Raw genomic sequence first — 26,923 nt, forward strand, 5'->3', positions numbered from 1 at the left:
AACGGTAATTGCTCAACTCGTGAACATTTTCACATATCGACGGAAAGATCAGGATAGCGGAGGGAGATCGATGATCGAAGAGCAAAACGTTCTACAATCATTGGATGAAATAAAGAATGCGCTGATGGAACATCAGAAGAGCTTTCAGGAACAGGAAGAACGCCTGGATGCTCTACAGCATCAGTTAAATATGATTGATCTGCAGACGGGGACGACGGAACAACGCATGGTCTCGATGGAAAGAAGGCTCCATCAATTGGAGATTCAAATGGAAGAATTAAGGAAAGAGATCCAAGAGCGCGCCTCCCAAATGGAAGAGCGCCTTGCCCGACAGGAAAGGATGCTGGAACAACTCCTCGATCATATGGATTACTTTAAAGAGAAATACCAGGAACATGACGAAGAACTTTTTCAGCTAAACCGGCGGGTCAAGAGGGCGGGATTCATCTAAAGCCTCTGTTATTCGTAATCGTACCGCATAATTCGCCGATCCATGCGCCGCTTTAATCCTTCCGCCAGGATGGTAAAACTGAAAATGGCGAAGAAAAAGGCGAAGGCAGGACTCAGGAGAATCCAAGGAGCGGATAGAACATATTTTCGATTGAAGCCGATCAGTCCTGCCCAATCATCGGTCATGGACCGATAGGTATTTCCCCCTGAGAAGAAATCAAAGGAAACGAAGGTACCTCCCAAAAAAACGTGGAAAATACCCAACTGACCCAAAAGCCAAAGAACCTGGGCCATCTCCATGGAGAGGATGATGGGAAGGTGGGGGAGGAGATGGGGGAAGAAGTGGCGGCGCAAAAGATAGAAACCGCTTCCCCCTAAAATTTTGGCTCCTTCGATAAAAGGTTCGTTGCGAATTCTCTCCACATGTCCTCTCATGGTCTCCACCAAGGGCGGAAGTCCGGCCAGAGTGAGGATGAGCCACATCCAGAACAGCTGCTGCCCTATGGAGAATGAAGGAGTAACGGACATCGGCTCCAGTAAAAAATAGGCGATGAGGAAAAGGGGAAGAGAAACCCAAATCCGGTTCATATGCTGTACGGGCGGTTTCAAAAAACGGTGCCACCATCCTGCCGTCATGCCGATGGGGACGGCGAGAAGCAACCTGGAAAGGCCGATGAGGAGAGCGAACGAAAGCGTATATTTAGCCCCCCTCAACAACCTGCTCAGGAGATCATATCCATTCTCATCCGTCCCCGCCGGATGGGCGAAAGAGGGCGGATGGGGGGGTGGGGAAAACGCTTTGTAGTCGGTGCCGGGTTTAAATGTTTCCGCCGCATCTTTCCCATATGGCGCAAGTTGATCCCCAAAGAGGGAAATGAGCAGGAGAATCGAGGCGAAGATGAGGCCAAAGAGAAGATAACCGTTCTTTTCCTTTTTTCTCATATTCTCACCTCCTGATTTCCTTTCTGCAACCTGGATAAGATCCATTGATTGATCGTAAGAATGATCTCTACCATAAACCAGAAAGAAAGGACGGAAAGGAGGATCACATCGGTCGATGTATAACCATACTTCATGATAAATCCGGTTAAGCCGAAGGAACTGTATAAGTATTCCACGATCACCAGATTAGAAAGAGTTAACATTAAGATGGTGGGCATGTTCTGCAACACGGTGATCAACCCGTTCGGTAGAAGATGATGGAGGAGGACGAGCCATTTGCTGAGTCCCTTGCTATAGGCGGTTTGTACATACGGCTCCTCTAGGATTCTTTCGAAGCTATGTTTTGCTGTTCGGAAAATATAGACCAGGGGGAAAATGCTTAACGTGAGAATCGGCAGAAAATAAGCGGTCCCGCTCCCTGCGGTAGCGATCTTAAAGAGTTTCAATCCGGTATGTTTATAGAGTTGTACGACGGCGATCTGGAGCAAAAGGGCGAGCAAAAAGTCAGGAATGGAGATCAGGAGGAAAGAGAAGATTTCAAAGACCCCCCGCTTTTTCCTTCGTAAAACCATCACCAGGAGGGCTAAAGCCAATCCCAGGATTAAACTGAGCACGATCGCCGATACGTAATAGGTGGAAGATATGGAGATATAGCGGGAGAGATCCTGCCAAGATATTTCCCTCATATCCCCATTGCTTAATTGATAGGTTCCTAGTTTTCCCTCCATAAGGTGGGAGAACGAGTAACGAACCGCTTCGAAATATCGATTCACGGATGTGGTAAATTCCTGAAATATTTGATCTCTGCTGATGAACATCCTGTTGATTTGAAAAAGAGAGGGAAGAAGTGCGATCAATACAACGATGAAAAAAGTGACCACTAGCCGGACCGCTCCGGCGCCGGTTCTCAGCAAAATGGCTAAAAGTATCGGTTTCCTATTCATGGGCCGGTCCTCGTACGTAAAAGGATTCATTCATACAAATCGTGTATATGTATAAAGGAGAGTGCATCCCACACTTGATGTGATGCTGAATAGGTTATTCTCTTCGTCTATTGCCGAAAATCATGTAAACCCCCAGGACGATAAGAAGGAAGCCCACCAAATAGGGAATAAAGGTGGAAAATAAGGTGAAGAAAAGGAAAAATCCCCCTACGGAAAAGAGAATAACAACAGGGATCAGGAGGCCTTTTTCTCGTGTTCCGAAAAGATAAAGTTCCAACAACCCGATTCCCGGCGCGATGATGAAGATCGGCCAAAGGTGTTCCATCCAACCATAGCCGAAAAACTCCGTAAAAAGAAAGAGAATGCCGATCGTCGTAAGAATCCCGCCAGGGACATGAAGCCCTGGGATGCGGTTCAAAAATCCGAAGAAGTGAAAGGCGAGGCCGGGAATAACCAGAAAAAAAGGCCATAAATCGAATAAGGAGAACGGAATGAGTTCCATTTTGGCCAATAAGAAAAAAAGACCCAGCAGGATAAAGAAGATGCCCACCATTTGTTGGTTCCGATTCAAGTTTCATCCCTCCTATGGTAAAAAATATTTCTCTCTAGGAATTTTATATCATTTTTTTTCCAAGGCAGCAATCCACATGTTCAAAAATCATTCTATATTTTGCTCACTTTCATCCGCCGTGTTCATATCCATTGTACTGGAACTTCCCGGCGTTTTGCCGTGTTAGGGTAAAAGAAGATAAAAAACGAAGAAAGATAAGTAGAGCGAGGGAACTTTTTCTTGCTCCCCCTATCACGGTGTGGTATAACAAGAATATCATTATTATAGAAGAGGCGGACCGCCTCTTCATTCATATATCGGCGGGGGATTCGAATGGATATTATGGGATCAAGACGAATGGACCGTTTTGCGACCAGTGTTTTTTCCGAATTGGCTCACTATAAACGGGCAAAAAAAAGGGAGGGTTTAGATCTCATTGACTTGAGTGTGGGGAGCCCGGATCTTCCTCCTCCAACCTTGATGATGGAAGAATTAAAGAATTCCGTCCTGAACCCTTCCCAATACGGGTACACCTTAGGTGGCATCGATCTCTTCCACGAGGCGGTGGCAGCGTATTATGAATCTCGCTTTGGGGTGCATCTCGATCCCGAGCAAGAGGTGATCTCCCTCATGGGTTCCCAGGACGGATTGGTTCATCTCCCGATGGCTTTCGTAAACCCGGAGGATCTGGTCATCGTCCCGGATCCCGGGTATCCTGCCTATGAGACAGGGGCTTATATGGCAGGGGCTGAGGTTTACCGATTGCCTCTCAAACGGGAGAACCGTTTCCTCCCTGACCTTGGGGAAATACCGACAGAAGTCGTCCATCGGGCAAAGATGATCTACCTTAATTTTCCCGGTAATCCCGTTCCCGCATTGGCCACCCGGGAGTTCTTCGCCGAATTGATCCGTTTTGCGAAGAAATATGAGATCATCGTGGTCCACGACTTTGCATATTCCGAGTTGATTTTTGATGGGAAAAAGGGAGTGAGCTTCCTCTCCGTCGAGGGAGCCAAAGAGGTGGGGGTGGAATTTAATTCTCTATCGAAGAGTTTCAATTTTGCCGGCGCCCGTGTTGCTTATCTGGTGGGGAATGAAAAGATCATCCAAACCTTCAAGCGATTAAAGTCAAATATCGATTACGGGATTTTCATGCCGATCCAGCGGGCGGCTGCCAGGGCATTAAAGGAAGGATCTTCTTTTTTGGAGAATAATGCCCGCATCTACGAAAAACGGCGGGACCTATTGATCGATGGCTTGGCTCGTGTGGGGTGGAAAATCGACAAGCCTCCGGCCACCATGTTCGTCTGGGCGAAGATTCCCGAAGGCTGGAGTTCCCGGGAGTTTACCTATGCTCTGATCGATCAGGCAGGGGTGATTGTAACCCCTGGGGATGGATTTGGACCGAATGGGGAGGGGTATGTCCGCATCGGTTTGGTACAGCCTGAAGAAGAGCTCTTGCGGGCAGTGGAGAGGATCGAAAGAAGCGGCGTTTTGGGGAAGAAAACGATCAGCATCTGAAGAAATGAAATAAGCACCGCATTTTATTTATGTTCCTAAAGAAAAGAGGGCCGATACGGCTCTTTTTCTTTGTTGCGCCGTAAGACATCAAAATTCCAGTTTCATTTACTGTTGTCATCATGCAAAGAAAAATTTGTCGGAAAGTTCATAAAAACCGACAGATTTACCCCGTTGTTTGAGAAGCCATTCAATTGTACGATTACGAGGGTACGATTTCGGCGATTGATCACGCCGCACTTCACCGTCACAGATCAGAAGAGGTTGGGGATAGACATCAATGGCTCGATTTATTGGTTTTTTTCGAGTTTACCTTATTGTCATCCGGATTCTCTACTTTTTACTTCTATTCCTGTTTCTTATCATGAGTGGTGTGGAAAAACCGGTATTTCTCTCTGTATTTTTGCCTTCGATGGCTTTGAATCTTCTTTTTGTTTCTCATTTCTTTGCCCGGTTACCCATGAAGTGGAAAACGGCAGCTCTATGGGCCGACTTACTGTTACTTTCTGTCCTCATTCCTGGAATCGGACAATATTCAAGCCCTTTGTTTTTATATAGTTTCACCACGCTTCTTCTATTCTCTACATACCTTAGAGTGAAAACGGTGATCTTGGTTGGGATCTTCTTTTATCTCACCCTCTATTTTTTATTGCGGATGGTAGAGGATCGATTTCCGGTATCCCATGAGTTCTTTGTTACATTTACCTTCTACGGACAATTTTTTCTGATCATCTCTCTGATCTTTTTTTTCGATATGCTTCTTGATCATCTTCGGGTCCTTTTTCTACAACTGGTAAGAATCCGCCTTTTTTTTAAAAGGTTGCATGAGAGCGATACGACAACGGATATGATTCGTCAGGTTGAAAAGACGATGAGGATGATCATGAAACTCCCGGAAATTGATTATGTATGGCTTTACGATTCATCTTGGGAGGCGGATTGGAAACAGCAATGGTATGCGAGGCAGTTTCGCGATGAGCGCCTCACTCGAATTCGACGGCCAAGCAAGGAGATCCTGCATGATTATGACGGAACGGATAAGAAATTTTTGGTCATTCCTTTTCGCCATGGAGGGATTCTGTATGCGGCACTTCTCATCCCAAATGAAGAGGAGGTGGAGCTTGATTGGTTCATTCTGCAGCTCTTTCGCCTTGTATCGGATGCTCTTTTGGCGCATATTCAAAAGTTAAAGCGAGATGAGCATAAGGCGCTCCGTATGAGGGATGAGGTAATGCAGGATTTTGCGCAAAGGCTTCATGATGGTCTGGCCCAAAAGATTTTTTTTCTCTCAGCACAGGCTTATCATTTGAGGAATCAATCCGTGAAAGTTCTCCCCAAGGAGGAACAGATTTTATTGCAACGAATGGAGGAGGAGATTAAAGAAATTCACAGAGAGATAAGAAAATGGCTTGGGGATCTGCAGGGCGAAGGGGAATCCCCATCTTTTTTCGGTGCAGTTAAACAATTGGTGGATCGCTTAACCCGGGGATCAACGATGGAAGTAAAAATCATAACCAAAGGGGAGATTTGGGAGGAGGAAGTCGATTATAAAGAGGCCATTTATCTCATGGTGGAAGAACTGATCTCCAATGTTTTGAAACACGCCAAAGCGACTCGTCTTGCCGTCACCATCGAAGTGACTCCGCTTCAATGGTTTCTCCATGTGAGGGATGATGGGATTGGGTTTAATGAACAGGAAAGTTTATCCCGCGGCAAGTATGGCATTGAGGGAATGCGTCGGCGTGTGAAGGGAATGGGAGGGACAATGGTTTTAAAAACGGAAGAGGGGGAGGGAACGGATATCACTGTCATATTACCAAGAAAGGGGATGAAGGGTTTTGCCATATAATGTTATGTTGGTTGATGATCATTCGGTCGTACGGGAAGGATTAAAATTGATCCTGGAAATGACGGGAAAATACAGGGTGGTGGGCGAATGCGGCACGTCCGATGAGCTGTTGCGCAGTTCTCCAAAGGAAAGTCCGGATTTAATGATTTCCGATCTAAAAATGCCGGGCACCCCCATTTTAGAGAAGCTTCCGCTTTATAAAGAGATGAATCCCAAGACGAAGGTGATTATTTTTACCGCATATGAGGAGGAGGAGGAAATCCAACAAGCGTTGGCATTGGGTGTAGATGGCTTTCTTAAAAAAGATACACCGCCGGAAGAGATTTTGCATACGGTGGGAACGGTGATGATGGGATATGCTTGTTTCAAGCCTCGACTCTTTTCAACCAAGAAACGGGAAGATGACCTTTCAAGAATCCTAACGGAAAGGGAGATGGAAATCTTCCAGTGCATCGTGATGAATGAGAGCAATGTAGCCATTGCAGAGAAACTTTACATCTCGGAAGCTACGGTAAAGACACATATCAGCAGCATCCTGCGCAAACTGGGGCAACCGAATCGCTCACAAGCCGTCCTTTATGCCGTTAAAGAGGGTCTCATTAAAGTAAATTCGAAATGAGGGGATCTAGTGAAAAAGGAATTTAGCCCCACCGAAATCATGGGTGTTCGACTCATTCGATGGATGATTGGGTTGACGATGTTGGGACTGATCCTCCATCTTATCGCCGGTCCATGGGTTACCCCCTCGCAATATTGGTTGGGAACCGTTAGTTACTTCATGATGCTTATGACCGGTTTAGGGCTTATCTTCATTTGGAAACTGGGGATGAACAAGCGGCTGATAAAGTTTCAAAATCATCTGCTCTCTTCTTTTCTCCTCCTTCATCTTCTTTTTTCCGTTCTTTATGATCCCCTATCGGATTCGGCGGTTTGGGTCGTGTTTCTTTTTTACCCGCTCATCATAAGCCTTTTTATGGAAAATCGGGAGTATCTCCTCTGGACCCTGTTGACGGTTCCCCTGTACCTCTATTTTACTTTGCAAGATCCGGCCCTCTACTCCCCGACGCTGCGCATAGATTTTTTCATCCATCGGGCTCTTTTCTACCTCGGAAGTGGAGCGATCGGATGGAATATGATTTATCTCCGGGAACTAAGTTCCCGTTTTTCACGTAGGCGGGAGATCATGCTGGAACGGGAAGCCGTCTTTCGGTTTCTTGAAGGGATGGTACCGGTGGTAGCCGAGCATAGCCGCAGTTCCCCAAAGGAGATCGAAGGGGTTTCTTTTTGGATGTCGCGTCTTTTACGTCATTTTCCCGAACAGGATATCCCTGAATGGGAGATCCGGCTTCTCTCCCTCTTGCATTATGTGAGCAAGATCAAACTCCCCGATTATCTTTTTATGAAGGGGGGGAAATTAACCGAGATTGAATATGGTAAGGTGAAGGAACAGACGGAATTTTCCCGGGAGATTTTAAAGGATCGCCCCATGTTTCAACGCATCAATGAAGCATTATCCTTGCATCACGAGCACTTGGACGGAAGTGGATATCCGAACGGGGTAAAAGGGGATCAGGTTCCTTTTTTGGCCCGTCTCCTTTTAGTGGCGGAAAGTTTTGTTGCCCTTACTTCAACCCGCTCCTATCATCCCGCTTTTTCCATCCACGAGGCCATTTGTGAGATGGAAAAGGAGAGCGGAACCCGGTATGACGGGGGGATTTTGGAAGCTCTCAAAGAGGAGCTTTTAAACGAACGTGCCCAGGGAGTCTCCCCTTCGGTTCGAAAAATTGTCTCATGATGATCCGCTCATGAGAGGGAATGCCCCTATTCAGCCCTTTGCAGGACGCAAAGGGGTTTTTTTATTGAAAATAAACCCTGGGAACGAGGCCAAATCATTCCGGCAGCCGATAGGAAATCTTTAGGAGGTTTGATATGCTCTCCCTAGCAGAAATGGGGTTGAGAAGATGTTTAAAAAGAGATGCATTCGCTGTGGAAAAATTTCCTATAGCAGTACACACCATGGAAGTTGGATCTGTCCCTATTGTCGACGGGATCTTACGGGACTGAAATCCCGTCTCCCTCATATGAATCGGTTTGCCGTAAATCATGAAAGAAAAATGGATGAGATGCCAAAACAAGAGGAGTGATCGATGACCGCAGGAGGAGGGGATCTCATACTCCAGGATGAGGAATAAATCAACTGATTTGCTCCCCCGAAATCCACCCTATCCCCGATAGGCTCAAAAAAGGCGAGGGGGTAAGATAGTATCGTAACTCAAAGGGAGGAAGGCCGGAGGGATGTGTGGTGAGAATGACGAGATCCAGGCGGGAAAAACGGAAAAGAAGACGGAAACAGATGCTCATCGCGGGCATGACCGGTGCTCTCTCCTTCGTCTCGATCGGTCTTGCGGATCTTCCGCAATCGACCTATGCCATCTATACCGATCAAAAGGCGGTGGAAAACTCGACGTTTCGTTCCGTTTTTGTTTTTGAAAGCACCGTAAACCGGTTGGTAGAGGAAGCGAAAAATAAAGAATCCAGCATTCAAAGGAAATATGAACAGATGAAACTCATCCTGGAAACTCGATCACAGGAAGAAGAAAAAGTGAGCGAGGATGATAAAAACGTTACCCGCGACGTTTACGAAACCGATCAAAACAAAACGGTGGTCGGTGACGTATATGGAGGAGTTCAGAAGGAAGCGGGGCCAATGGATCAGCGGCTACCGGATGAAGTTCAATCCTTGTACGATGAGATCCTGCGGGATCTATCCGCAATCCGAACCCTCGTAAATCAGCTTCAGGGCTATTCGCTTCAAGCCAATGGGGAAAAAACCCGTGTCCTTCTCTATGTGGTACCCGCCCTTCAGGATGCTGAAGCGATGTTGGAATCGGGCGCGCTGATCGCGGAACAGGCGAAACAAGCGATGGAGTACTCTTTCGTCCTCCGCTGACGATGATGGAATGATTTCGTAGATATGGATCGTGTGGCCTGGGAAATGAACTCGTAAGCGGAGCCGGCGGATGTGAATCGATGATGGAACGGAAATGGGATCATTCATCAAGGATCGAGGGAGGAATTTCGTATGGCTGTGGCAGGAAAATGGTTAGGCCGTGCAGTGACGGCTTTGATGATCTTACTTATCGTCGTGATGGCCTTCTTCATCATCACCTCGAGATTGAACGGGGGGAAAACCGCTTTTTTCGGGTATGAACTGATGACCGTACTCTCCGGCTCCATGGAACCCGGCATTCAGACCGGTTCCCTCATCGCCGTCAAGCCTTTGACGACGAATGGGGAGAAAGCGGCTTTAAAAGTAGGTGATGTGGTCACCTATCAGGCCCTTGATAACCCGAATGTCCTCATTACCCATCGGATTGTGGAGATGAAGGAGATCGACTCCACGACCCAATTGATCACCAAAGGCGACAACAATGATGCAAACGATATAAGCCCTGTCCCCGTGAAGAATGTGATCGCAAAATACTCCGGTATCACCTTGCCGTATCTCGGGTATTTCCTCAGCTTTGCCCAATCAAAAATGGGAACCATCATTCTCATCATCGTCCCCGGGGCCATGTTGATTCTTTCCCAATTTGTCGGTGTATGGAAGATCATGATGCGCAAAGAGGAAGAAAAGGAAAAAAAACCTCTGCAAGAAAACTGATTCAATTGTTGAACCGTCCTCACTGGGGGAAGTGAAATGGGATTCGGGCCCGCCATGAAGCGTCCCCTCACTGAGGAGTTCAAAATATACCCCGCCAGGGAAAATGTAGGAGGAATACTTAGATGTTGAAGAAGAAATTAGGGTATGCTTTGGCAACGACCGCACTCGGTGCGATGATCGTTGCAGGAGGAACTTTTGCCCTCTTTACCAGTGAAGCGAGCAATGAAGGAAACACCTTTACCGCAGGAACGGTGGTGATTCAAGATCACACCGACGGTGCGATCTTTGATGTAACTCAGTTCTATGATAACTTGGCCCCCGGAGACCATGAAAGTGCAACCATTACGGTGAGTAACTCGGGAACTCTCGATGCTTGGGTGAAGCTGGACAATGCCGATGTCTCCGGCGCTCTCTTTGAAGGGAATCATCCGCTCGTGTTAACTCTGGACAACAGCGTTAAAAGGATACCTGCAGGGGGGTCCGCCACCTTTACCGTCGGCTACTCCTTCCCGCTTGAAGCTGGAAACGAGTATCAAGGGGCAACCGGAGAAGCAACCATTCACGTTAAGGCGGTTCAGGCACGCAATAACACAAATGAAGGGAACACCGGACCGATTAGCTGGGGCAATTAATCCGCTTCATAGAGGGAGATTGATCTAAGGATGAAGGGTGGCTTAGCCACCCTTTTTAAAAAGATGGAGGTAAACAAAATGTCGAAGAGAAAGCTGGCCACGTTTGCACTATCTTTGATGTTGGTTCTAACGCTCGCCGTTGGGGCAGGGACTTTTGCCCTCTTTACATCATCTGTATCCAGCGAAGGAAATCATTTTACCGCTGGAACGATTGACCTAGACGAAAAGCGTGATCATGGCGATTATGTGCCGGGTCCGATGTTTTATCCCGACTTTTTGGACCCGGATGGGAATCACCCGTATGATGTTCAAGATATCGCTCCAAGCGGTGAGTCAATCGGAGGGTGGGCTCCCGGAGATACGGTGCAGCGGACCATGATCTTAATGAATAAAGGTACGCTGGATGCCAAGGTGACCGGCATTAAAGCGACTCCGAGGGAAGAGTATACCCAACATCTCCGTTCCGGGGGGAGCCGGACGGTGAACGGGTTAACCTCCGGGCCTGCGTATGAAGAGTTTATTGAAAAAGCTCACGTTCTCGTCTCCGTCCCCGACCAGAATTTGCAACTGTACGATGGGTCTCTGGCGGATCTTATAAGGAGCGAGGGGTACCACCCTGTCCAGAATGAGTTGATTCTTCAAGGGGCAACCCCACCCTTGGAACCGGGCCCTCTCAATATTACCTTCAAGGTTGCCTTGGATTCCTCCGCGAGCAATCAATTGCAAGGACAAAATTTCATCTTCGATTTTAGCTTCTTTGCGGAGCAAGCACGAAATAACGGAGGGAATGATGGAGAAAACGGCGGTGGAGATGATGAGGGTCCCGTCATCGAGAAGAATGAAGAAGTAACCATCTTTGTAACTTGGAAAAACTATGGGAATTTTGATTCGCATCTCACCGGGCCCACAGGGAATGGCGGAAGATTCCACGTATATTACGAGGATAAACGATATGCCGACAATAACGTAAAGGCACAGCTGGTTGAGAATGATGGGGGCCGTGCTAATGACCGTGAAAAAACAAAGTTTACCATTAAGAATAGCTTGGATGGAACGTACCGTTTTTCGGTGCATGACTATGGCAACAGGAGATTTACGTATGCCACCAAACTTGCAACATCCGAAACGAAAGTGGAGGTGTATCAAAAAGGGCGGCTTTTAGCTTCTTATGATGTTCCAAACGGCGACGGCACCCTCTGGACGGTCTTCGAAATGAATCATGGCAGGATCACACCGGTAAACACCATGTCGTATGAGAGGGAACCCGGTAAGATTCAATAGACCCCTCTGCCGCGGATGCAGCACCATCCGATTACATCTCAGGCCCGGATCTCTTCCCTATGTTCAAGATAGAATGAAAAAATAGAAGCCCCTCAGGTGGTTTGCCATCTTGGGGGCTTTTCTGCCGGTCGAAGAATGGCTCATGCTCTCGTGGGTAAGCGTACGCATGCAGGAGGATCTCCTCGCTTCATAACGCCTACGTTGAATGAAAATCGCCGATGACGGGCGAGATCATTCAGAACTTGAGCGTGAGATCGATCATCTTCACCAAGTGGGTGGAGAACGGCCTATTCCATTGAGAACGCTGAGATGTTGTGAGGCATCTCAACGATTATCTACCTTTTCCGGGAAGAGGTCATGCCGGGATAAACGTTCCCAGGCGATCTTTTCCCATTTTGTTCCCTTTTTCCCGTAGTTAACATAGGGATCGATGGAGATCCCTCCGCGGGGAAGGAACTTTCCCCAAACCTCCAGATAGCGGGGATCAAGGAGCTTGACCAAATCATCGCAGATGATATTGACCACCTCTTCATGGAAAGAACCATGGTTGCGAAAACTGAAAAGATAAAGCTTTAACGATTTGCTCTCCACCATCTTCTGATCCGGCACATAACTAATATAAAGGGTGGCGAAATCAGGCTGGCCGGTGATGGGGCAAAGGGCCGTAAATTCCGGGGCATTAAACTTAACGAAGAAGTCCCGCTCCGGATACTTATTCGGGAACGTCTCCAAAATCTCGGGATTGTATTGATACGTGTACTCGGTTTTATTCCCAAGCAGGGTTAAGGGTTTGTGGTTTTCCATGATTCCCGCTTCCCCTCCTCGCCCAGGCAACCAGCCCGTAGGTGAGCGGGGTGCCGAAGATGGATAACAAAATTTTAATCGTATATTCGGTCATGATAATTTGCATGATATGGAAAACCGACATCTGCCCCAAGAAGGCGACGAAGCTGAAGATGGTGGTGTCGATCAGTTGACTGGCCATGGTGGACGCGTTATTCCTCAACCAAAGGTGCTTCCCCTTCGTTTTTTTCCGCAAGGTGAGAAACATCCATACATCGAGGTTTTGGGAAATGGTGTAGGCGATGAGGGAGGCGATCACGATGCGGGGAACGCCGCCCAGGATCAATTCAAATTCGGTCTGATGTTCATAGAACGGTGCGGGTGGGAAATAGACGGCCATGGTGAGAAGCAGGGAGATGACGAAATTGACGGAGAGTCCTGTCCAGACCGTGCGCCTGGCGATCTCCTTCCCCCATACTTCGGCGATGGTATCGGCGAGGATGAAGGTGAGGGGATAAATGAGGATGGCTACGGTGGCATAAGTAAATCCCAGATTGGCGATCTTGCCCGCCACGATGTTGGAGAGCAGGGAGATCGCCACGAAGAAGCCGACCAAGGTCATCAATTTCTTCGTCGGCTCTTCCGTTTTCAAAAATTCCTTCATCTGTGATTCCTCCTTAGTTTTGATAACGCGGGATGGTTTCGAACCGCGCCCGATGGAAACTCGATCGGGAAAAATTCTTGCGACAAGAACCATTCTATCCGATTCGCCATCGTTTGAAAAGGGGAGCAGAGCATAACGTTATGGGAATGGAGCAAACTAAGAGGGAGTATAATCGGAAAGGGGAAAGGAAATGATACCCGGCAGATGGAGTAAAATGATCCTGCTTTTGCTCATTCTCCTCGTTACGCTCTCTCTTCTTCTGATTCCGGTCGTCAGCATATCCCAGGGGAAGGGGATCGAGAGCCTTCATAGGCTTGCAATAAAAGAGGACGGCAAAGAGATGGATTGTACCAAGATGATGAACCTCCCTGTTTCGGTGAAGAAACGGTTGCAGGGAATCTATTGGCGCATCTACAAGGATTACACCGACATGATCGACACCTACTACCGGGCGGGAGCCCTCACGTGGAAACAGCGGGAGACGCGCCTTAAAATGCTGAAAAACTATATCAACACCTTTTATCAGCGAAATTATCGTTGGTGCAGTGAACACGAACCGGATGAGTGGGAAGAAGAGTGGTACAACATTGATAAAGATTGATGACGCAATGGATTTGTTGTAATGGATTGAGGCTCTTCTCAATTTGCCGATAGGGGAAGCAGCCTTTTTTCATATCTCCCCGATCCCCGGTCCAATCCTTTCCTGGACCTAAGTCCAGGAGAAAAAACGGTCCGAGGACGGTTATAGGGAGAAACAAGATCTTCTACAATAGAAACACAGGCAAAAGAAACACAGGCAATGGTTACGCCTAGTAAGAAAGGATGTGAGGAATAGTGAGAGGGAGAACGGGACTTGCTCTCCTTTTGATCGGCGCCGGAGTCCTGATCATCTTAAATAAAATGGGATTCCTTGTCGGATCCCTCTTTGGAATCCTCTTTCCGATCCTCTTGATCGTACTGGGAGTCGTGGGGATCTATAACAAGAAGATGATCCTAGGAGGAATCATGATCGGCTTCGGGCTCATCATGCTGATGGGGAAGCTGGCTTGGCTTCTCGGGTGGTTGGTAGCGATCGGGTTCATCCTCTATGGAATCTCCTTGCTTAGGGGAAAGGGGTACGTCCCATAGTGGTCGACAAGAAAAGGGCTGAATCATTGAGGGAGAAAAAGGCAAAAAGAGATATGCCGAAGAAAATGGTGAATCGGAACGGAAAGATTCTAGAAATCTTTTGAAATCGATGAGGCGGGAATGAAAGAAGAGGATGAAGAGGAAAGAAGGTGGATCGATTGGGCGTTATGCGTAGGATGAGGGATATTACCCTTGCCACTCTAAATGAAATGTTGGAGAAAGCGGAAGATCCGATTCAGCTCATTGACCAATATCTGTCTGAAAAAATGGAACAGCTGAGAGAATTGGAGAAGCTCTCCAGGCAGATGAATCAACATACCCGCATGCTTCGGGACCAATTCCTAAATGCGGAAAAGTGGAGACAGAAGCGGGAAGAGCAAGCGCTCCTTGCCTTAAAGGCAGGGGAGGAGGAAGTTGCGCGCCTGGTGGTCGAAGAGAAATTGCAATATGAAGAGCAGAGCCGCAAATATCGCGATCTCTACAATGAGAGCCGAGCATCTGTGGAAGAGGTGGATCAGCTCCTGGAGCAGGTGCGACGGGAGATCCAAGAGGTGGCGGGGAAACGGCAGATATACATGGCCAGGCTGGAAACCCTCCGCCTGAAGCAAAGAATGAATCAGCATCTGCGCCAATTCGGAGGGACCCGTGGCCCGGAGCGGGGTTTTGAACGATTGGAAGAGAAACTGCAGGAAATGGAGAGCGAAGCGGCAGCCCTTTGGGAATTGAGAAGATCGCGGGGCAAAGAAGAGTTTAGCTTCCGGGGATTCGGCGCGATCGATGAAGTAAGCAATCGATGGGAGAGGAGCATTGAAAGCCTGGGGAGCCGGGTGGATGAAGAATTGGAGAACCTGAAAAAGAAGTTGGGGGAAGGGGGCAGGGAAGGGTGAAACTTTATCGTTCCCGGCGGGACCGAAGGCTAACGGGTCTTTGCGGCGGCTTAGCGGAACTATTGAACGTTGATTCCACCATCATTCGCCTCCTCGTGGTGATTACCGCCTTCTTTTCCGGGGGGACCGTAATTCTTCTCTATTTCCTGGCAAGTCTCGTCATTCCCAATGAACCCATGTATGAAACCGGATATGGCCCGAGATACAGATATGGATATGGTCCGGATCCCGAAGATGAACGGCGATACGGAACCGGATGGAACGACGGATGCGGATATCGGGATGACCGAAGGAGGGAAAGGGAAGAAAGAAGGGAGGCCAGAAGGGAAAGAAGGGAGGAAAGAAGAAGAGAACGAGAAGCAGATCGTGAATGGGGAAAAAGCGATGATCTCCCTCCTGTGGATAACAAAATCGATGAGATGATGGAAGAGATTGAAAAGAAGGCGTTGGAGAGGGAGATTGCCGAACTAAAAGCTAAATTGGCCAAGTATGAGCGGTTGGAATCTGAAAAAAATGAGAAGGGAGAATGAAAAAATGGGAGTAATTAAAAGAATTCGTGATTTGACGCTGGCTTCTGTAAACGAGTTGTTGGATAAGGTGGAAGATCCGGTCATCATGCTGAACCAGTATCTGCGGGATATGGAGCAGGAGATCGCCGAAGCGGAAGTAACGGTGGCCCGCCAGATGGCGAACGAACGGAAATTGGCGGAGCGGATTCGGGAATCGGAGCGCCTGGCCGAAGAACGGGAAGCCCAGGCGGAACAGTTTTTGAAAAATGGGCAGGAATTAGCTGCACGTAAAGCCCTGGAAGAGAAGATTTACTATGGGCAGAAGCTGGAAGAGTACAAAGAGCTTCATCGTCAGGCCAAAACACAGGCGGATGAGATGCTCCGTGATCTCCATGAAATGAAAGAAGAATTCTACAAGATGAGGAATAAAAGGAATGAGCTGGTCGCCCGTGCACAAATCGCAAAAGCAAAGAAACAAATGAGCGAAGTAAGCTATTCCGGACGGTTGGAGACAGGCAATGCCTCTAAGGGATTCCGGCGCATGGAGGAAAAAATTATGGAGATGGAGGCGGAAGCGGATCTTCACAAACCTTACCTTTCCGGAAAGTTCTCCTCCCCGGTAGATCCCTTAAAAGAGGCGCAAGTGGAAGAAGAACTCCGCCGGTTAAAGGAGAAGAGCGGCTTAACTCCGCAAGAAGGGGTGGAAAGGGAAGAATAAAGCTTTCCCATCGGGCGATGACATGATAAGATGGAAGTCGTGAAAAGGAAGATTTTGAAGCCACGGGATGCCAGGATATCGTCCGTGGCTTTTTGACCGCTTTTTCCCGGCGGTGAGAAAGGAGCGTATACCATGGAGGGATACAACAAGCGTAACACGGTTCTCATCATTGCCGCCGCACTTCTTTATCTTCTGATTCAGAAAACCGTGGGAGACGTTACCCTTGTGGCCCTCCTCTTTTTTCTCCTGGGATTTTACCGATTTCGAACGGAAAAGGATATTCTAGGTTACCTCCTGCTGGGGATCGGAGCCTTTATCTTCCTGACCCGACATTTAGCCCTGCTCTTTTTTCTTCTCGTGCTTTTATTTGGAATCTATTATCACTGGTCCAGGAGAAAATTCGAGAAGAACACCTTCGTCACGAGAGGAAGTTTGTTGGAGAGCTTGCGGTGGGATAAAGAAGCTTGGACGTTGGAGAGCACCCATTTTAAGAATCTGGTTGGCGAATATCATATTGATCTTTCTCTCGCTTTCACGGATGAGGATGAGACGGAGATCATCATGGAAGGATTGGTTGGAAATGTGGAGATCTGGGTGCCGGAGGATTATGAAGTAACGATCGAAGCGGCAATTCTCATCGGCCAGGTAGACATGGCGGGGCGGAAAGAGGGGGGCGTTTTGAACCGCATCGTTTGGCACTCTCCCCAAGGTGACGCCGGAGGGAAAAAGGTAAGGTTCATGATGTTTTTTCTCTTCGGAAATGTGGAGGTTAAGGGAATATAGGAAGAGAGGAGGGGTAAGATGCGGAGAAAACTGACCGATATGATATGGCGGAACATCGGGGAGGCATTGGTCTTTAGTCTCTTATTGTTCCTTGGCCTTCTCTACTTCCTCTATTCCAATCATTACCTTCATTTTCCATCCAATGGGTGGGAAGGGTTCTTCACCTTCTTTTTTCTCCTTCTGGCGGTCCTCTTCCTAGGCGGTGCGTTTGGGTATTGGACCGGTTTTCGCATCAAAAGGCGCCTGGATCTACTTCGGGATGCGATGATTCACATGGAAAAGGGAAGTCCTCCTCAGGGGATACCGGACCTAGGGGATGATGAGATCGGACGTCTGGCCCGGCAGCTCTCCCAGCTTAATGCCCGCTGGGAGGAGCAGGTGAATTCACTCCAACGCTTATCTTCCCACAACGCCGAATTGGCGGCACAGGCGGGGGTCGCCGCAGCCATTGAGGAAAGGCAGCGTTTGGCTCGTGAGCTCCACGATGCGGTGAGTCAACAACTTTTTGCCATCTCCATGACGGCGACGGCGGTTTCCCGTACCTTTGAGAAGGATTTGGAAAAAGCGAAGCGACAGATTCAACTGATTGAAGAGATGGCTTCCGTAGCCCAGTCGGAGATGCGGGCCCTCCTCCTTCATCTCCGACCGGTTCATTTGGAGGGGAAAAGCCTCCCCCAGGCGCTCATCGAATTGTTGCAAGAATTTGCGGCAAAGCTCCCCATGGAGTTGAAGTGGCAGATTGATGAAGGGATTCGCCTTTCCCGGGGAATCGAGGAACAGCTCTTTCGCATTACCCAGGAAGCCTTATCCAATACCCTGCGCCACTCCCGGGCCACGAGGTTGGAGGTGAAGCTGCTGTACCGCCCCGGAAGTATTCGCCTTCTCATAGAGGATAATGGAATCGGGTTTGAACCGAACGAAAAAAAGCAAACTTCTTATGGACTTCTTACCATGCGGGAACGGGCCAATGAGATCGGAGGCGCCTTCCATCTGATTACCGCACCGGGAAAGGGGACGCGCATCGAAATCAGGGTTCCCCTGATCGATCACCCCTCATAGTCCTTTTTTCCTTCCATAAGAGATTTGGAGAAATGGCTAACAATATCCAGGGAAATCCTAGGCTCTTTTTATGGTAAGATAAGAGAGAAAGATTCGCGGTGGAGAGGTCTTCAAGGGGCTGCTATGGCAAACTGGATGAGAATGGGGGGAGTAAGGTGGCGGGGGAATATCCAATCAAAGTGCTTCTCGTCGATGACCATGAGATGGTGCGAATCGGCCTATCGGCCATGTTAAGCACGGAAGAGGGAATCGAGGTGGTGGGGGAAGCCTCCACAGGGGAGGAAGGTGTCCGCTTGGCTAAGGAATATAAACCCGATGTGGTATTGATGGATCTGGTCATGGATGGGCTGGACGGCATCGAGGCGACGAGGAGAATTCTGGCCGATCTGCCGGAGTGTAAAGTGATCGTACTGACCAGCTATGTGGATGAGGAGAAGATCTATCCTGCCATCGAAGCAGGGGCATTTAGCTATCTTCTGAAGACGTCCCGGGCGAACGAGATCGCCAAGGCGATCCACGAGGCGATGCAGGGAAAACCGGTTCTCGAACCCCAGGTGGCTGCAAAATTGGTAAATCGCTTCCGGGGGATCCGGCATGAACAAGAGTTACATAAGCAGCTTACCGACAGGGAGATGGAGGTACTTCGCCTGATCGCCAAAGGAAGATCAAATCAGGAAGTGGCCGATGAGCTCTCCATCGGCATCAAGACGGTAAAGTACCATGTCACCAATATCCTGTCCAAACTGCAGGTAGAGGACCGGACGCAAGCGGCCATCTATGCGTATAAGCATGGCTTGGTGGAGTAAGGCGGCAGTTTTTCTTAACCGTTTGGAGAAGAGGAATTGCACGGGGGCATTTCGTCGATCATCATTTTGCCATGAGGGATCTCTTTTGGCGGAAGGGAGTAAAAAGGAGGATGGAACCGGTCCTACAGTTCAAAAATGTAACGAAGCGCATCGGAGGGAAGGTGATCATCGATCATCTCTCCTTTGAAGTTTATCCCGGGGAGATTTTCGGGTTTCTCGGGCCGAACGGCGCCGGGAAGACGACCACGATCCGCATGCTGGTCGGGCTTATGTCGTTGACGGAAGGGGAGATTCTCATCCACGGGAAAAGCATTACGACGCAGTTTGAGAAAGCCATCGCCCATGTGGGTGGGATCGTCGAGAATCCGGAGATGTACAAATTTTTAACCGGGCATCAGAACCTGGTCCATTACGCCAGAATGGGGAAAGGGATTTCCAGGGAGCGCATCGACGAGGTGGTCCGTCTCGTGGGGCTTACGCACCGCATTCATGAGAAGGTAAAGACCTATTCCCTCGGGATGCGCCAGCGTCTGGGACTCGCCCAGGCTCTGCTTCATAAGCCGTCCCTCCTCGTCTTGGATGAACCGACCAATGGCCTTGATCCGGCAGGGATTCGGGAAGTGAGGGATTATCTGAAAAAATTAGCCCATGAGGAAGGGGTTGCCGTGTTCGTCTCCAGTCATATTTTATCCGAGATGGAGCTCATGTGTGACCGGATCGGCATCATTCAGCAGGGGAGACTGATCGACGTCCGGAAGGTTCATGATATGGTCCAAGGGGATAAGGAGCTTGAAGTGATCTTTCAGGTGGAGCCGGAAAAGAAAGCAGAAGAGCTCCTTCGGCACTATGATCCCTCCCTTTCGTTTGCCCTGGGGGAAGAGGGGCTTCGCATCCGGCTTGCGAGGGAGAGAATTCCCGATCTGGTTGCCTTCCTTGTCAGCCGGGGGATCCGGATCTATGGGATTCGGACGGCCGTTCAGAGCCTGGAAGAGAAATTCTTGGAACTTACGGGAGGGAACCAAATTGTTTAACCTCATTCTGAACGAGAATATGAAGATTTATCGCCGTGTCAGCACATGGATGATGATCGTTCTCCTCTTGGCAGCCGTCTTGGGATTTTCCTTCTTGATAAAGAACCAAATGGAAAGAGAGAACGAAGCCGATTGGAAGAGCCGGATCGCGGCAAGTACGGAGGGATTGAAGAAAGCTCTGGCCGCCGAGCCGAATCTTCCAAAGCAAAGCCGGGACCGGATGGAAAAAATGATCGCGATAAACGAATATCGTCTGGAGAACGACATCCCTCCCGCAACGCCTAAATCGGTATGGGGATTTATGGATTTCAGCTCCAATCTGGTCAGTCTCATCACCTTGTTTACCATTATTTTAGCCGGAGGGATCGTGGCGAGTGAATTTACCTGGGGAACGATTAAGCTGCTTCTCATTCGTCCGGTAAGCCGGGCCAAGATTCTCCTCTCCAAATACCTCTCAACCCTTCTTTTTTCCCTTTTCCTTCTTTTCCTCCTCTTTCTTTCCTCTTTTTTGGTGGGAATCCTCTTTTTTGGGACGGGAGGCTTATCGGTTCCCTACCTGGCTTATTGGAATGGTAAAGTGGTGGAGGTAAACATGGCCCTTCATGTCTTGAGCCTATACGGATTGAGCAGTGTGGACCTTCTCATGATGAGCACCTTTGCGTTCATGATCTCCACCATCTTCCGGAACAATTCGTTAGCCATCGGCCTATCCATCTTCCTCATGTTTACCGGTTCAACCATCGTCGCCGCATTAAGCCGATACGGCTGGGTGAAATATATACTCTTTGCCAATACCGATCTACGCCAATATTTTGACGGGACTCCCCTTGTCGAGGGGATGACGCTCTCTTTTTCCATCACGGTCCTCCTCGCCTATTTCCTGATCTTTCATCTCCTTTCCTGGATTCTCTTTATGAAGAGGGATGTGGCCGCATAGTTTGTGGTGGATTTCATGAATCAATACCATCAAAAGACTGCCATGAGGATGGTGGTCTTTTTTCAATTTGATAAGAGATTTATAAAACTTTACCTGTTGAGAAGGTCTTTTTCCGTAAACGTTGAATACTCTTTTTAGAAAGCCTTTTTTGGAGGTTGTGAATGGAACCGGATTTTAGCGTTTATTCCCTGGATGAGGCCATGCAGGAGATGGATGATTTAAGCTGGGATTTTCCACGGTGTCTCAGGATCGAAGAGATTGGCCACTCTGTAAAGGGTTATCCCATCTTTTGCATCATTTTGGGCAGGGGAAGGGATCATATCCAGATCAGCGGAACCCATCATGCGAGGGAGTGGATCACCACCTGGCTTATCCTCCGCATGATTCGGGAGTATGCATCGGCCTTGGAGGAGAAGAAGGCATTGATGGGATATGATCTCTCCTCCCTCCTAACCGCATTCTCCTTCCACTTTATCCCGGTGGTCAATCCCGATGGCTACCTCCTTGCGACCGAGGGGTGGGAAAAAGCGGGGTTATCGTACGAAGCTTACCGACGCATGGCGGATGTGAGTGGAATTGATGACCGATATTGGCTATGGAAAGCCAATCTACGCGGGGTAGACCTTAACCGGCAATACGATATGAACTGGGAGAGGATTCGCAATAGTCCAAATTACCCGGCGGCAATGAATTACAAAGGGCGTGAACCATACTCGGAGCCGGAAGTGGAGGCGATGTTGCGGCGAACCACGGAGGTGCTGCCGCTGGCGGTGTTGGCCTACCATACCGCAGGGGAGGAGATTTACTGGTACCATGGCCAAAGCGGGAAGGCGAAGGAGAGGGATGGAATCTTGGCCAAAGAATTGGCAAAGAAATTAGGCTACCGCCTCGTCGGCGAGGAAAAAGAGGTGGCGGGAGGATATGCCGATTGGTTTGTTGACCTCTATAAACGTCCGGGATTTACCATTGAAGTGGGACGTGAGCCTCATCCCGTCGATCTTACCCAGGGGGAGAGGATCTGGGAGGAGAATAAAGAAGGCCCTCTCTATCTCCTCTCCCAATGGGTGAATCTATCCTCTTAAAAGACGAAGTCCATTTAAGATCACAAGAATGGTGCTCCCTTCGTGTCCGATCACTCCCAGTGGGAGGGGAAGGGAAGCTCCGAAATTGGCCGAGATGAGAAGAAGAATGACCGAGATGGAAAAAAAGATGTTTTCTTTTAGGATACGTCCTGCCCTCTGCCCTAATTTCATCGCGTAAGGGAGGCGGGAGAGTTGATCATTCATCAGCACGATGTCTGCCGTCTCCAGGGCAACGTCGCTTCCCACCGCCCCCATGGCGATGCCGACATTGGCCGTGGCAAGAGCGGGGGCATCGTTTACCCCATCCCCGACCATGGTCACATGGCCGTATCTCTTTTTTAAGTCCTTAATGATTTCCGCTTTATTCTGAGGGAGGAGTTCCGCATAGACGAGGTCGACGCCCGCCTCTTTGGCGATGCTTTCTGCGGTGGTGCGATGATCCCCGGTCAGCATGGCCACTTTGACCCCCAATTTCTTCAGGCGCTCAATGCTCTCTCCGGCTTCGGGCCGGAGGGTATCTCTTAAGGCGACAACTCCCATCACCTTTCCCGAGATCTCCAGCAGGATGACGGTCTTCCCTTCAAGCTCCAAACGCTCCAAGGCGGGCAACCAAACATTTCCCTCCTCCGGTTCAATAAATTTTCGATTCCCCACCCGCCAAACTTCATCTCCAAAAATCGCCTCCACTCCGCGGCCGGTAACGGCCTTTAATTCTTTGGGACGCTCCAGCGGCAGGTGAAGTTTTTGGGCTTTTGCCACCACCGCCTTCGCGATGGGGTGTTCGGAAAGGGTTTCTACGGAAGCGGTGAGGCGAAGAAGTTCCATCTCCGTGATGCCATCCGCAGGAATCAGGTCGGTAATTTCCGGTTTTCCATGGGTGATGGTTCCGGTCTTATCAAAGGCGATCACTTTTGTGGCGGAGAGGTTTTCCAGATGGGCGCCTCCTTTAAACAGGATCCCTTTTCTCGCTCCGTTAGAGATGGCGGAGAGCATGGCGGGTGTTACAGAGGCGACCAATGCGCACGGGGAAGCCACCACCATGAAAACCATCGCTTTATACAGGGACTCGTTCCATGACCACCCGAAGAAATAAGGAGGGAGGAAGAGGAGAAACAGGGTGATTCCCAAAACGGAATAGACGTAAAAGGATTCAAACCGCTCAATAAATCGTTGGGAAGGAGGCATTTCATTTTCCGCCGCTTTAACCAGCTGGATAATGCGGGAGAAGAGGGTGCTCTCACTTCGCGCCGTCACTTCCAAAAGAATCGCCCCCTCTCCGTTTAAAGTCCCTCCAAAGACCTCGTCCCCCACGCTCCGCTCTACGGGGATGGACTCTCCGGTAATGGATGACTGGTCGATGCTCGTATTTCCCTTCACAATTTTCCCATCGATGGGCACTCTCTCTCCAGGGCGGACGAGGATGGTGTCTCCAAGCTTTAATTCTTCAATTCTTACGGTACGTTCCTCACCATTCATATAAAGAGTGGCCACTTCCGGTGCGAGACTCATCAAGGAGGTTAGGTCCTTACGGCTTTTTGCCAACGTATAAGTTTCCAAGGCACCGCTTACGGCGAAAATGAAGATCAGAACGGCCCCTTCCATCCAATACCCAATGACGGCGGCTCCGATGGCAGCCAGAATCATGAGCAGGTTCACATCCAGTTTTTTCTCTTGGACAAGGCTTAGGATTCCCTCTCTTCCCTTCATAAATCCTCCGCATAGGAAAGCGATCAAGTAGATGAAATGATCCAGGGGGGATATCCCTGCTCTTTCTAAAAAATAAGCGATCAGAATCAGTGCTCCGCTCAGGAGAGCGGCGACCATTTCCCCGTGGTAGAGGAGCTTTGGCAAAGGTTTCTCCCGCAGTAAGCGCCCTTTTTTCTCAGGACAATGGGGACCGTTTTTCTCTGCAATGCTTACATCAGGGTTTGAGTCCATCATGATCTCTCCTTTCTGGATTTTTTATTGAGAATGAGTCTCATCATTTCTCCCCTTTACAAGCGAATGGCTGCCTGCAATTCCAGGCAGCGCAAGGTTTTCAACTAATATGATAATGAATATCATTTAGTTTACCTCTTCTAATCAATTTTTATTGTACCAACTTATTTAAAATTATATTAAATAAGTATCGGTTTGTAAAGCCCGTATTTCTTGTATCGATTGGAAGGATGAGAGTCTCTTTTTTTGAGGATGAAATGAACAACGGTCACTAGTGCCATTATGGAGGGAAGCAAAAAAAAACAGGCCGTTGCCGACCTGTCCATGATCTATGATCTATGCGTATAAAGGGGGTGATGAAAAGCGTAATCGATAAGGATGGATGAACGGGAGATTTATCGGATCGTTTTTTCCGTTTCGGCATCAAAGAAATGAATCTTCTCAGGATCCAGGTAAAGGGTTACTTTATCTCCCAGATTGGGTGAGAAGTGGGGTTCGACCCGGGCGATCACTTCCGTCTTTTCATCGCCGGACATGTAGAGGTACTTCTCCGATCCCATGTTTTCAACCACCTGTACGGTGGCGGTAAAGGCGGTGTCGGGAGCCCCTTCGCTTAAAATATCCTGGGGACGGATTCCCAAAACAACGTTTTTGCCGATATAGTTCTGATTTCGGAGGACGGATACTTTTTTCTCCGGTACTGCGATTTTGATAAATTCATCCTTAAAAAAGAGCTTTTCCCCTTCTTCAACCACCACGCCGCGGATGAAGTTCATGGAAGGAGATCCGATAAATCCGGCGACGAACATATTATCCGGATGATGATAGATCTCATCAGGGGAACCATTTTGCTGGATTACACCGTCCTTCATGACGACGATCCGGTCCCCCATGGTCATGGCTTCCGTTTGATCATGGGTAACGTAGATGGTGGTGGCGTGAAGACGCTCGTGAAGTTTGCTGATCTCTGCCCTCATCTGCACCCGAAGCTTGGCGTCCAAGTTGGAGAGGGGTTCGTCCATGAGGAAGACTTGAGGCTCTCGGACGATGGCTCGTCCTAAGGCGACCCGCTGGCGCTGACCACCGGAGAGTGCCTTGGGTTTCCTATCGAGGAGGTGCTCGATATCCAGGATTTTGGCCGCTTCGTGAACCCGTTTCTTAATATCTTCTTTCTTAAATTTGCGCAGTTTTAAACCGAAAGCCATGTTATCGTAAACCGTCATATGGGGATAAAGGGCATAGTTCTGGAAAACCATAGCGATGTCCCGGTCTTTCGGGGCTACATTATTTACCAACCGATCCCCGATATATAATTCACCTTCGCTAATCTCTTCCAAGCCTGCGATCATTCGCAACGTGGTCGATTTTCCGCAACCGGAGGGACCGACCAAAACCACAAACTCCCGGTTTTTAATCTCCAGGTTTATATTCTTGACCGCTTCAAACCCGTTCGGATAGCGCTTAGTAACATTTTTTAGGGTGACGCCTGCCATTTTCCTTCCTCCTTTTTTCAAGAAAGCGATCCATTTATCTTCAGTATATAAGAGGAAGGTCGGTTCATCTATAGCCATCTTGTACAAATCTTATCCTTTTCATTTGGGCAGTTTGCTACTCCTCAGCTTTGGGGTGAAGGAGGAGGTAAAGCTTTAACAGGAATGCTTCCTCAAAGTTCCGGGGATCGAGTCCCGTCTCCGATCGGATCCGCTCCAAACGGTAATTTAACGTGTTTCGGTGTACATATAGTTCTTTGGCGGCCTGGGAGAGGTTAAGATGTGAGCGGAAGAAGACTCGAAGGACCTCTTCCCATTCATGTTCCTGCAACAGTTGAAAGTTCCCTTTCATCGAAAAAAGTTTTTCTAATTGATCTTTTTGCTGTGGGGTGAGGGAATAGGCAAGGAATTCGGCGATCAGGTCCCATGGAGCGAGGGGCTCCTGTCTGCCTTTGAGAAGAGGGAAAAGTTGGATGGCATGGAATAAATCCCTTGTCTCCTTATGCAATTTCTCGGGCGTATAGAAAAGATCATGGTAGATGAGCTGGATCGGGCTGCCTAATTCATTCTGGAATAGATCGTAAAGCCCCATCATCCAGTCTTTCCGGTCCCCTTTTTCTGTGAGAAAAGAATCAACCGGGATGAGAGCGAGAATTTTCCCGGCATCTAGGGAGATGACCAAACTTTCCCGGGAGGCGTAGGAGAAGAAGAGTTCCTTTATTTCTTTCATCTCTTTTTTTTCGTTTTTCGCTTCCGGAAGAAGGAGAAGAATGGGGAAATGTCCCAGATTCCAATCGAGCAACGATGAGACGGAAAGCGGGAGAGGGTCCGGTGTTGCATGGGATAAGGAAGAAATCAACCACTCTTTGAGCAAATCTTCTACGTTTTTTTTCCGTTGAGGCATCTCATCACGGCTCCATGCTTCCGACAGGAGGTGAAGGAGTCCACGCTCCCTGTCGCTGAGGGGTCCGCTACAATAAGCGATGACCGGTTTTCCTTCGCTGATTCCCAGGATGAGCTTCTCTCCTCCTGAAATCTCTTCCCCTGAAGAGGATCGAGCCTCTCGATCATCCACAATCTTCCATTCACAGGAGTGGTCAAACCATGTTTGTAATTTTTCCAGCCTTTCTTTGATGTGTTTTTCCATAAAAACCCCCAACCGATCTGGATTGAATCTATTTTACCATAATTGTCCTAATCGGGTATGTTTGCATAAGTTGCACGGGCAACGAAGTACGGGTATATCCTCACCTCCGGAAAAAGATGATAAAATAAGCA

At 48.7% G+C, this 26,923-nt stretch carries 28 protein-coding genes; 20 read left to right on the plus strand and 8 right to left on the minus strand.

Going from position 1 to position 26,923, the window contains the following annotated elements:
- Positions 1–70 precede the first annotated feature (70 nt).
- Complete coding sequence (locus tag THEAE_RS0103035; RefSeq protein ID WP_028986489.1) at positions 71–451, plus strand: hypothetical protein; 381 nt, start codon at positions 71–73, stop codon at positions 449–451.
- A gap of 8 nt (positions 452–459) precedes the next feature.
- Here THEAE_RS0103035 and THEAE_RS0103040 read toward each other — a convergent pair whose 3' ends face one another.
- From THEAE_RS0103040 to THEAE_RS0103050, 3 genes are all read right to left on the minus strand, one after another.
- On the minus strand, positions 460–1,392 hold the full coding sequence (locus tag THEAE_RS0103040) for an ABC transporter permease subunit (protein ID WP_005586917.1): 933 nt from the start codon (positions 1,390–1,392) through the stop codon (positions 460–462).
- On the minus strand, positions 1,389–2,336 hold the full coding sequence (locus tag THEAE_RS0103045) for an ABC transporter permease subunit (protein ID WP_028986490.1): 948 nt from the start codon (positions 2,334–2,336) through the stop codon (positions 1,389–1,391). Before THEAE_RS0103045 ends, THEAE_RS0103040 begins: the two co-directional genes overlap by 4 nt.
- 94 nt (positions 2,337–2,430) lie before the next feature.
- Positions 2,431–2,907, minus strand: coding sequence for a LiaI-LiaF-like domain-containing protein (locus tag THEAE_RS0103050; protein WP_028986491.1), 477 nt, complete (start codon positions 2,905–2,907; stop codon positions 2,431–2,433).
- A gap of 312 nt (positions 2,908–3,219) precedes the next feature.
- Between THEAE_RS0103050 and THEAE_RS0103055 the strand changes: the two genes are divergently transcribed.
- The 8 genes from THEAE_RS0103055 to THEAE_RS0103105 all read left to right on the plus strand — a co-directional run bounded on the left by THEAE_RS0103055 (position 3,220) and on the right by THEAE_RS0103105 (position 11,830).
- Positions 3,220–4,407: an LL-diaminopimelate aminotransferase gene (locus THEAE_RS0103055; protein WP_028986492.1), complete on the plus strand. Its 1,188-nt coding sequence runs from the start codon at positions 3,220–3,222 to the stop codon at positions 4,405–4,407.
- 601 nt (positions 4,408–5,008) lie between these two features.
- On the plus strand, positions 5,009–6,253 hold the full coding sequence (locus tag THEAE_RS0103060) for a sensor histidine kinase (protein ID WP_169729953.1): 1,245 nt from the start codon (positions 5,009–5,011) through the stop codon (positions 6,251–6,253).
- Positions 6,243–6,872 carry a response regulator transcription factor gene (locus tag THEAE_RS0103065; protein ID WP_005586268.1) on the plus strand — a complete coding sequence of 210 codons (630 nt, stop codon included), beginning with the start codon at positions 6,243–6,245 and terminating at the stop codon, positions 6,870–6,872. Before THEAE_RS0103060 ends, THEAE_RS0103065 begins: the two co-directional genes overlap by 11 nt.
- Positions 6,873–6,881: 9 nt before the next feature.
- Positions 6,882–8,048, plus strand: a complete 1,167-nt coding sequence (locus tag THEAE_RS0103070; protein WP_028986494.1) for an HD-GYP domain-containing protein — start codon at positions 6,882–6,884, stop codon at positions 8,046–8,048.
- A gap of 507 nt (positions 8,049–8,555) precedes the next feature.
- Positions 8,556–9,203: a hypothetical protein gene (locus tag THEAE_RS0103085; protein WP_156920531.1), complete on the plus strand. Its 648-nt coding sequence runs from the start codon at positions 8,556–8,558 to the stop codon at positions 9,201–9,203.
- A 132-nt stretch (positions 9,204–9,335) separates the two neighbouring features.
- Positions 9,336–9,917 carry a signal peptidase I SipW gene (gene sipW, locus THEAE_RS0103090; RefSeq protein WP_028986496.1) on the plus strand — a complete coding sequence of 194 codons (582 nt, stop codon included), beginning with the start codon at positions 9,336–9,338 and terminating at the stop codon, positions 9,915–9,917.
- 122 nt (positions 9,918–10,039) lie between these two features.
- Positions 10,040–10,549 carry a TasA family protein gene (locus tag THEAE_RS21855; protein WP_005586273.1) on the plus strand — a complete coding sequence of 170 codons (510 nt, stop codon included), beginning with the start codon at positions 10,040–10,042 and terminating at the stop codon, positions 10,547–10,549.
- A 78-nt stretch (positions 10,550–10,627) separates the two neighbouring features.
- Positions 10,628–11,830: a SipW-dependent-type signal peptide-containing protein gene (locus tag THEAE_RS0103105; protein WP_005586275.1), complete on the plus strand. Its 1,203-nt coding sequence runs from the start codon at positions 10,628–10,630 to the stop codon at positions 11,828–11,830.
- Positions 11,831–12,154: 324 nt separating this feature from the next.
- On the opposite strand, the gene queF is transcribed toward THEAE_RS0103105, so the two are convergent.
- A complete protein-coding gene (queF, locus tag THEAE_RS0103115; protein ID WP_005586276.1) occupies positions 12,155–12,634 on the minus strand; it encodes a preQ(1) synthase in 480 nt (159 codons plus the stop codon).
- Complete coding sequence (locus tag THEAE_RS0103120; RefSeq protein WP_028986498.1) at positions 12,597–13,277, minus strand: queuosine precursor transporter; 681 nt, start codon at positions 13,275–13,277, stop codon at positions 12,597–12,599. The genes queF and THEAE_RS0103120 overlap by 38 nt, the downstream gene beginning before the upstream one ends.
- Positions 13,278–13,467: 190 nt before the next feature.
- On the opposite strand from THEAE_RS0103120, the gene THEAE_RS0103130 reads away from it, so the two are divergent.
- From THEAE_RS0103130 to THEAE_RS0103190, 11 genes are all read left to right on the plus strand, one after another.
- A complete protein-coding gene (locus tag THEAE_RS0103130) occupies positions 13,468–13,878 on the plus strand; it encodes a hypothetical protein (protein WP_005586279.1) in 411 nt (136 codons plus the stop codon).
- Positions 13,879–14,111: 233 nt separating this feature from the next.
- Positions 14,112–14,405, plus strand: a complete 294-nt coding sequence (locus THEAE_RS0103135; protein ID WP_005586280.1) for a LiaF transmembrane domain-containing protein — start codon at positions 14,112–14,114, stop codon at positions 14,403–14,405.
- Between the two features lie 149 nt (positions 14,406–14,554).
- The gene (locus THEAE_RS0103145) at positions 14,555–15,292 is read left to right on the plus strand and encodes a PspA/IM30 family protein (protein WP_084213425.1); all 738 of its coding nucleotides are present in this window, start codon (positions 14,555–14,557) and stop codon (positions 15,290–15,292) included.
- Complete coding sequence (locus tag THEAE_RS0103150) at positions 15,289–15,822, plus strand: PspC domain-containing protein (RefSeq protein ID WP_005586283.1); 534 nt, start codon at positions 15,289–15,291, stop codon at positions 15,820–15,822. Before THEAE_RS0103145 ends, THEAE_RS0103150 begins: the two co-directional genes overlap by 4 nt.
- 4 nt (positions 15,823–15,826) lie before the next feature.
- Positions 15,827–16,519: a PspA/IM30 family protein gene (locus tag THEAE_RS0103155; protein WP_028986501.1), complete on the plus strand. Its 693-nt coding sequence runs from the start codon at positions 15,827–15,829 to the stop codon at positions 16,517–16,519.
- A gap of 132 nt (positions 16,520–16,651) precedes the next feature.
- Positions 16,652–17,302, plus strand: a complete 651-nt coding sequence (gene liaF, locus THEAE_RS0103160) for a cell wall-active antibiotics response protein LiaF (RefSeq protein ID WP_005586288.1) — start codon at positions 16,652–16,654, stop codon at positions 17,300–17,302.
- A gap of 18 nt (positions 17,303–17,320) precedes the next feature.
- Entirely contained in the window at positions 17,321–18,361 is a 1,041-nt protein-coding gene (locus tag THEAE_RS0103165) for a HAMP domain-containing sensor histidine kinase (protein WP_005586289.1), read from the plus strand.
- Positions 18,362–18,516: 155 nt separating this feature from the next.
- The gene (locus THEAE_RS0103170) at positions 18,517–19,167 is read left to right on the plus strand and encodes a response regulator (RefSeq protein ID WP_005586291.1); all 651 of its coding nucleotides are present in this window, start codon (positions 18,517–18,519) and stop codon (positions 19,165–19,167) included.
- Positions 19,168–19,277: 110 nt separating this feature from the next.
- Complete coding sequence (locus tag THEAE_RS0103175) at positions 19,278–20,198, plus strand: ABC transporter ATP-binding protein (RefSeq protein ID WP_028986502.1); 921 nt, start codon at positions 19,278–19,280, stop codon at positions 20,196–20,198.
- Positions 20,191–21,135, plus strand: a complete 945-nt coding sequence (locus THEAE_RS0103180) for an ABC transporter permease (RefSeq protein WP_028986503.1) — start codon at positions 20,191–20,193, stop codon at positions 21,133–21,135. Before THEAE_RS0103175 ends, THEAE_RS0103180 begins: the two co-directional genes overlap by 8 nt.
- Before the next feature lie 161 nt (positions 21,136–21,296).
- Positions 21,297–22,217, plus strand: coding sequence for a M14 family zinc carboxypeptidase (locus THEAE_RS0103190; RefSeq protein ID WP_028986504.1), 921 nt, complete (start codon positions 21,297–21,299; stop codon positions 22,215–22,217).
- On the opposite strand, the gene THEAE_RS0103195 is transcribed toward THEAE_RS0103190, so the two are convergent.
- The 3 genes from THEAE_RS0103195 to THEAE_RS0103210 form a co-directional block, all read right to left on the minus strand.
- Positions 22,206–24,155, minus strand: a complete 1,950-nt coding sequence (locus THEAE_RS0103195) for a heavy metal translocating P-type ATPase (protein ID WP_156920533.1) — start codon at positions 24,153–24,155, stop codon at positions 22,206–22,208. The two genes, THEAE_RS0103190 and THEAE_RS0103195, sit on opposite strands and share 12 nt — an antisense overlap.
- A gap of 395 nt (positions 24,156–24,550) precedes the next feature.
- Positions 24,551–25,648: an ABC transporter ATP-binding protein gene (locus THEAE_RS0103205; RefSeq protein WP_028986506.1), complete on the minus strand. Its 1,098-nt coding sequence runs from the start codon at positions 25,646–25,648 to the stop codon at positions 24,551–24,553.
- 115 nt (positions 25,649–25,763) lie between these two features.
- The gene (locus THEAE_RS0103210) at positions 25,764–26,792 is read right to left on the minus strand and encodes a PucR family transcriptional regulator (protein ID WP_028986507.1); all 1,029 of its coding nucleotides are present in this window, start codon (positions 26,790–26,792) and stop codon (positions 25,764–25,766) included.
- Positions 26,793–26,923 lie beyond the last annotated feature (131 nt).

The sequence above is a fragment of the Thermicanus aegyptius DSM 12793 genome (assembly GCF_000510645.1).
Taxonomy (GTDB): domain Bacteria; phylum Bacillota; class Bacilli; order Thermicanales; family Thermicanaceae; genus Thermicanus; species Thermicanus aegyptius.